At 65.5% G+C, this 6,037-nt stretch carries 6 protein-coding genes; 4 read left to right on the top strand and 2 right to left on the bottom strand.

Translation table 11 applies throughout. The annotated features are described in order from the left end of the window. The 4 genes from LPZ50_RS20470 to LPZ50_RS20485 all read left to right on the top strand — a co-directional run. On the top strand, nt 1–164 hold a 164-nt coding region (locus LPZ50_RS20470; RefSeq protein ID WP_230664446.1), incomplete at its 5' end, for a DUF3613 domain-containing protein. A gap of 48 nt (nt 165–212) precedes the next feature. Further along, nucleotides 213–2,300, top strand: coding sequence for a pilus assembly protein TadG-related protein (locus LPZ50_RS20475; RefSeq protein WP_230664436.1), 2,088 nt, complete (start codon nt 213–215; stop codon nt 2,298–2,300). A gap of 41 nt (nt 2,301–2,341) precedes the next feature. Then, a complete protein-coding gene (locus LPZ50_RS20480) occupies nt 2,342–3,742 on the top strand; it encodes a sigma 54-interacting transcriptional regulator (RefSeq protein WP_230664438.1) in 1,401 nt (466 codons plus the stop codon). Nucleotides 3,743–3,822: 80 nt separating this feature from the next. Beyond that, complete coding sequence (locus LPZ50_RS20485; protein WP_230664440.1) at nt 3,823–4,536, top strand: DUF2968 domain-containing protein; 714 nt, start codon at nt 3,823–3,825, stop codon at nt 4,534–4,536. Nucleotides 4,537–4,700: 164 nt separating this feature from the next. Here the strand turns inward: LPZ50_RS20485 and LPZ50_RS20490 are convergent, their stop codons facing one another. Then, a complete protein-coding gene (locus tag LPZ50_RS20490; protein WP_230664442.1) occupies nt 4,701–5,177 on the bottom strand; it encodes a DUF1178 family protein in 477 nt (158 codons plus the stop codon). 18 nt (nt 5,178–5,195) lie between these two features. Next, nucleotides 5,196–5,753: an elongation factor P gene (gene efp / locus LPZ50_RS20495; RefSeq protein ID WP_230664444.1), complete on the bottom strand. Its 558-nt coding sequence runs from the start codon at nt 5,751–5,753 to the stop codon at nt 5,196–5,198. Between the last annotated feature and the right edge of the window lie 284 nt (nt 5,754–6,037).

Here is a 6,037-nt window from a genome sequence, read left to right on the forward strand (position 1 = left end):
TCACGCGCGGCCTGCTGGCCGCGCAGGCCGACGGCCGCCGCGCCGGCGGCGCCTTGCCGATACTGGGCCCGGTATCCACCGCGTCGTGGAACCGCTACCTGGAAAGCTTCAAGCGCCCGATTCCCGAGTGGTTCGTCGAGAAAGTGAAAACAGACAGCGAATAATCCGCTGCAACCGGCAACGCCCCTGCAATGAAACCGTTATCACGCCTCTTGCCTGCGCCTTCGGGCCAGCGCGGCTCCATCGCCATATCGGCGGCATTCGCCGTGCTGATCGGCATGGTGGTCCTGCTGTCGGTGCAGGTGGGCTATTTGTTCTACATGAAGCGCGAACTGCAGAAGGCGGCCGACCTGGCGGCCTTGTCGGCCGTGCAGGTGCTGGCGCCCACTGGCGCGCCGTCCGATTGCGCGGCCGGTTCGCCGGTTACCGTGGCGGCGCAGGCCAGCGCGGTGGCCAATGTGCCGGGTTTCGTCGACACGGTGACGGCTGCCGATGTCACGGTGGACTGCAAGTATTGGGATCCCACCCGCGCCGACGCTGGCGGCATGCATCTATTCGAGCCGGACGCCGCCACGGGCGGCCGCGTCAATGCGGTGCGGGTGCGCATCGACAAGACGCTGAGCGCGCTGATCCCCAGTGTGGTGGGCGACTGGGTGGGCGGCACTCGCGCCAGCGTCGTGGCGGTGGCGTCGAACACAGCACCCACCGCCGCTTTCAGTGTCGAATCCCGGTTGCTGCGCCTGGCATCCGACGGTCTGCTGGGCAAGCTGCTGGCCACGCTGGGGGCCACGCCCAACCAGTTGACCGTGCTCGACTCCGCCGGGCTGGTCAACCTGGATGTCACGCCGTCCGGGTTGCTGCAGCAACTGGGCCTGCCGTTGTCGGTGCTGTCGGGCATCGGCACGCCGGAAGAGCTGGCCGCCCTGGACGCCGTATCGCTGGGAGACCTGCTCAACGCCACGCTGGCCGTCGCGCAGCGCACCAGCGGCACGGCGCAGGCGCAGGTGGGGCTGCTGGCCAACATCATCAATGTAATGCTGGATGTGGCGCCGCTGGATATCCCCATCAAACTGTTCGGTGACGGCGGCCTGCTGGACGCGCACCTGGCCACGGACGCGCAATCGGCGCTGCAGGCCGACATCAAGGTCATCGACCTGCTGCAAACCAGCCTGATGATCGCCAACGGCGATAACCTGATCAACCTGGGGCTGGACGTGCCCATCCTGGGCGTGCAAAGCCGGGTGCGCGTGGTCGAGCCGCCGTCGATCGCCGTGGGCGGCGTGGGCACGCGCGCCAGCACCGCCGGGGTGCGCGTCTACTTGCGGCTGAAAACCGAGAGCATCCCCGTGGTGGGGCCCCTGCTGAGCACGTTGGGCACGAAAGTGGATCTGCCCCTGATCATCGAGGCGGGCCAATCCGACGCGACGCTGACGGCCCTGTGCCAGGCGCCCCTGACACCGCAGCAGGCGACCTTCGACGTGCGTTCGTCGGTGGCCAACGTGTGCCTGGGCAAGTTTCCCGCCATGGATCCTTCCAACGACGAGACCTTCTTCTCGCGCACCAATGCCTGCATCGAAGAAGAATTCACTTCGGTGCAGCGCCACCAGGTGCTGAATGTGCTGGGCATTCTGCCGCTGACCAGCCGTGTGGCGCTGCCGGTGTTCCGCGCCGGCACGCCGGTGTCGGTGACCTTGACCGAACCGCCTTCGCCCGACGCGAACAAGACGGTGGTGGCCACCGACCTGGACCTGGCGGCCACCGCCGCAGACGTGACCGATGCCGTGGTAGGAGGCATCCTGGGCGACCTGCTGGGCAGCGGCACCAGCCTGAATGCCCAGCAGCGCAAGGAACTGGCGGCCCAATTGGTGGGTCCGTCCGCCAACGGCCGTTCCATTACACAGGTAGTGAACGAACTGCAGTGGTCCCGCCAGGCCATGGACACCCTGGGCCAGCGCATGTCACAGGGCGGGCTGACGGGCGTGCTGGGCGGCACCTTGCAGGTGGTGGGCAACGTGCTGGGTTCGCTGCTGTCACCCGTGCTGGATATCGGGTGCGGCGTGGGCGGCCTGTTCGGCAACCTGAAGCAATGCCGCATCGATACCGTGGCCGACCTGGTGTTGAACGCGGGCGGCAATTCGATCAACGGTTTGCTCAGCGTGGTGGTGGCATTGCTGGAGCCGTTGCTGGATCCCTTGTCGGCGCTGCTGCAGAACCTGTTGAACCTGCTGGGCCTGAACCTTGGAGAAACCGACGTGTCGCTGCTGTCCGTGGATTGCGGCAAGCCACGGCTGGTGTATTGAGATGATGACGCACCTTCTTTTCCTGTCCCACGGTATGGCGCATGCGTAGCAAGCTCATCCGCGACGATTTCGACCTGTTTGTCTGGGAGGGCACTTCGGACATCGCCGAGCGTGCCGAGCGCTGCCTGGCCGGCATCGATGTGACGGTGGTGCGCGCCGACGCCGGCACCGCCTTTCCGCCGCCTCGCGACATCACGCGCACCTCGTTGGCGCTGGTGTCGGTATCGGTCATGGGCGACAAGCGCTTCAGCGGCTACGACTGGCTGGCCTCGCAGGGCATGCCCGTGATCTGGGTGGCCGCCGAAACGCGCGGCCACGACCCGCGCTTTTATCCGCCCGAGTATTCCCATACCTTGCCGCTGGCCTTCACGTCGGCCGAACTGCGCAAGCAGCTGTTCGATCTGCTGGGTTCGCTGGATCGCGCCGATCGCCAGGTGGCGCGCTGCGAACAGCCGTTCGTGGCGGTGTCTACCCCCATGCAGGCCTTGCTGGCCGAAGCCCAGATGTTCGCCGATTGCCGTAGCAACGTGCTGGTACATGGGCAAACCGGGGTGGGCAAAGAGCGCGTGGCCCGGCTGCTGCACGACCGCGCCGCCTGGGCCGACGGCCCGTTCGTGGCGGTGAATTGCGGCGCCATCCCCGAAGGCTTGTTCGAGGCGCATTTTTTCGGCCATGCCAAGGGGGCGTTCACGGGGGCCGTGGGCACCCACAAGGGCTACTTCGAACAGGCCGACGGCGGCACGCTGTTCCTGGACGAGATCGGCGACCTGCCGCTGTACCAGCAGGTAAAGCTGTTGCGCGTGCTGGAACAGAACACGGTGACGCGGCTAGGGTCCACCGTGGAAGTGCCCGTGGATTTCCGGCTGGTGGCCGCCACCAATAAAGACTTGCGCGAGTTGTGCGCGCAGGATGAATTCCGCTCGGACTTGTATTACCGCCTGGCCGTCATCGAACTGTACATTCCCAGCCTGGAAGAACGCGGTCCGGAGGAAAAGATCGCCATCTTCCGGGCCTTGCTCGACCTCCACGGCACGGTCGGGGATGAGCCCCCGCCTGCCTGGCTGCTGGAACGGGTGGCCAACACCACCTTCGCCGGCAATGTGCGCGAATTGTCGAATGTGGTCGAACGGGTGGCTATCGTGCGCCGCCAGTTCCAGTCCTGGCACCAGCCGCGCATCGAACAGATCTTCGACCGCATGGCGGCCGCGCCGGGCAGGGCGGCATTGGTGCTGGCGGCGGGTACGGGCGACGTGCTGTTGTCCGAGGCCGATAAAACCGAACGAGCCCGCATTCTGGCGGCCCTGGAATCGCATGGCTGGCGGCGCCAGGACACCGCGCATTACCTGGGGATCAGCCGCAAGGTGCTGTGGGAAAAGATGCGCAAGCTGAGACTGGGCAACAACCAGGGCGAACTGGCGGAAGGGCTGGCCGAACCTCTGTAGGGTGGGTGCCACAGGGGAAACCACGCTCCTGGGATTCGCAATTAATTGGTATAGTTCTGCAACGTTTTTTTGGGGAAGGCATGAAAGTCCATCAACTTCACACCGCAGTGCGCTTGGCGGTACTGGGCGTGGCGTTGTCCGGCCTGGCGGCTTGCGCCAGTGCGCAGCCCGAAGCCAGCCGCTCGCCGGTGCAGCAGGTGGAAAATCAGCAGCCCGGCGACACCCCCGTGACGCCGCCGGCGCCCGCGGCGCCCAAAGCCAATTCCACCGTGGCCGAACTGCAGGCGCTGATCCAGAACCGCCAGGTGTCCGAACTGCGCACCACCTACAACGGTACCTACGGCGCCAGCCTGCTGTTCAAGGCCGACGACCTGACGTATTACGCGGCGCTGTTCCAGCAGAAAGACTTCTGGCGCGTGGTGCGCACCGAATCCGAGAAACAGGCCGAAGAAACCTACCGGGCCTTTGCGCGGCAATCGGCCGACCTGGCCGAAGTCGACATCAAGCGCATCAAGCTGCAGGCCGAATATGCGCGCTCGGAGCGCATGCTGGCCGAACGCAGCAGCGAACTGGCCACCCTGCAGGCCGACCAATCCCTGCGCCGCCAGCAGGAACAGCAGGTGGCGGCCCGCCAGGAACAAGCGCGCGTGCAGGCTGCCGCGCTGTCGCAGCAACAGCAGCAGCTGCGCGGCGAGCTCAGCGCCATGCAGCGGCAAATCGATGCCCTGCAGGCCCAGCAAGCCGAGCTCGAACGCGAAAATACCGCCGCGACGCGCAAGCGCAGCGGCAAGTAGCACGGCATATAAGCACCCAAACAGAACGGGCCCATCGGGCCCGTTTTGTTTGGCATGGCGGTGCAAGCGCCTGGTATCCAGGTCCCTGCGGCGAGTTTTCGCCGGCACTCCAGGTGTCTGGCTCCCGTCAGGGTGCCAGACACCGTTTGCGCGGTACGGCAGCGTTATTGCAGCCGGTCGTCGTCCAGGAAATCGGGCAGGGCCATGACGTCGATGCCATCGTCCTGCAAGGCCTCGCGTTCTTCGGACGTGGCGGTGCCGCGGATGGGACGTTCGTCGGCGTCGCCCGACTGGATGCGGCGGGCCTCTTCGGCGAAGCGCGGGCCCACGTTTTCGGTGTTGCGCAGTATTTCGCGGATCTGGCGCAGCACGGCGCCCTGCAGGCGGGCCATGGCGGCAGGGTCGGCGGGGGTCTTGGCGCCGGGGCCGGGCGATGCGGCGGGTGCCGGCGCGGGGGGCGCACGCAAGTGCGCCACGTTCAGGCGGGGAGCCGACAGGCGCTTGGACACCTTGGCCGACGCGCAGACCGGGCAGGTAACCAGGCCGCGCGCCTGCTGCGCGTCGTAATCGTCATGCGAGCCGAACCAGCCTTCGAAAAGATGGCCCTGGTCGCATTCCAGGTCGAATACTTTAAGCGCCATACCCCACCGGAAGCCGGATCAGTTCACGCGGCTGCGGTATTCGTTGGTGCGCGTGTCGATTTCGATTTTGTCGCCAATGGCGCAGAACAGCGGCACGCTGAGTTCGAAACCGGTGTTGAGCTTGGCGGGCTTGAGCACCTTGCCCGAGGTGTCGCCGCGCACGGCGGGTTCGGTGTAGGTGATTTCGCGCACCAGGATGGTGGGCAGTTCAACCGAAATGGCGCGGCCTTCGTAGAAGACCACTTCCACGGGCATGGCTTCTTCCAGGTAGTTCAGCGCATCGCCCATGCTTTCGGCTTCGATTTCGTACTGGTTGTAGTCTTCATCCATGAAGACGTACATGGGGTCGGCGAAGTACGAGTAGGTGCATTCCTTGCGCTCGAGCACCACGACGTCGAATTTTTCGTCGGCCTTGTAGACGGATTCGCTGCCCGAGCCGCTGAGCAGGTTCTTGAACTTCAGCTTGACGACGGCGGCGTTGCGGCCGGACTTGTTGTATTCGGTCTTCTGGACCACGAGGGGATCCTTGCCGACCATGATCACGTTGCCGACTCGCAATTCCTGAGCGGTTTTCATCGATTAAAAACTCCGGGTAATAGAGCGCGCTCGCCGTGCTTGCGCGCGGGCGCCGGAAGTTGGCCGGCCCACGTGCCCCGGGAGGCTGTCAAAGTCGAGCCCTGGCCCGCCGCAAAATGCGCAGGGCAAAGAAACTCGGAAAACTCTCTATTCTAGCGTTTCCTGGATAATTCTGCGCAAAAATCGGCCAAGGTGTCCCCTAAATCGGGGCGGCCGGCGTAGTGGGTGTCCCAGTCGCGCGCGGCCGCCTGCCAGCGGCTCCAGGCCGCGGGGGCCAGGGCGGC

This window comes from Bordetella petrii (assembly GCF_020991325.1).
Classification (GTDB): domain Bacteria; phylum Pseudomonadota; class Gammaproteobacteria; order Burkholderiales; family Burkholderiaceae_B; genus Bordetella_A; species Bordetella_A petrii_E.

What these genes read in the sequence shown, in the direction of transcription:
- LPZ50_RS20485 (WP_230664440.1), top strand. Translation starts at nt 3,823, where the DNA reads ATGAAAGTCCATCAACTTCACACCGCAGTGCGCTTGGCGGTACTGGGC.
- LPZ50_RS20480 (WP_230664438.1), top strand. Translation starts at nt 2,342, where the DNA reads ATGCGTAGCAAGCTCATCCGCGACGATTTCGACCTGTTTGTCTGGGAG.
- LPZ50_RS20490 (WP_230664442.1), bottom strand. Translation starts at nt 5,177, where the DNA reads ATGGCGCTTAAAGTATTCGACCTGGAATGCGACCAGGGCCATCTTTTC.
- efp (WP_230664444.1), bottom strand. Translation starts at nt 5,753, where the DNA reads ATGAAAACCGCTCAGGAATTGCGAGTCGGCAACGTGATCATGGTCGGC.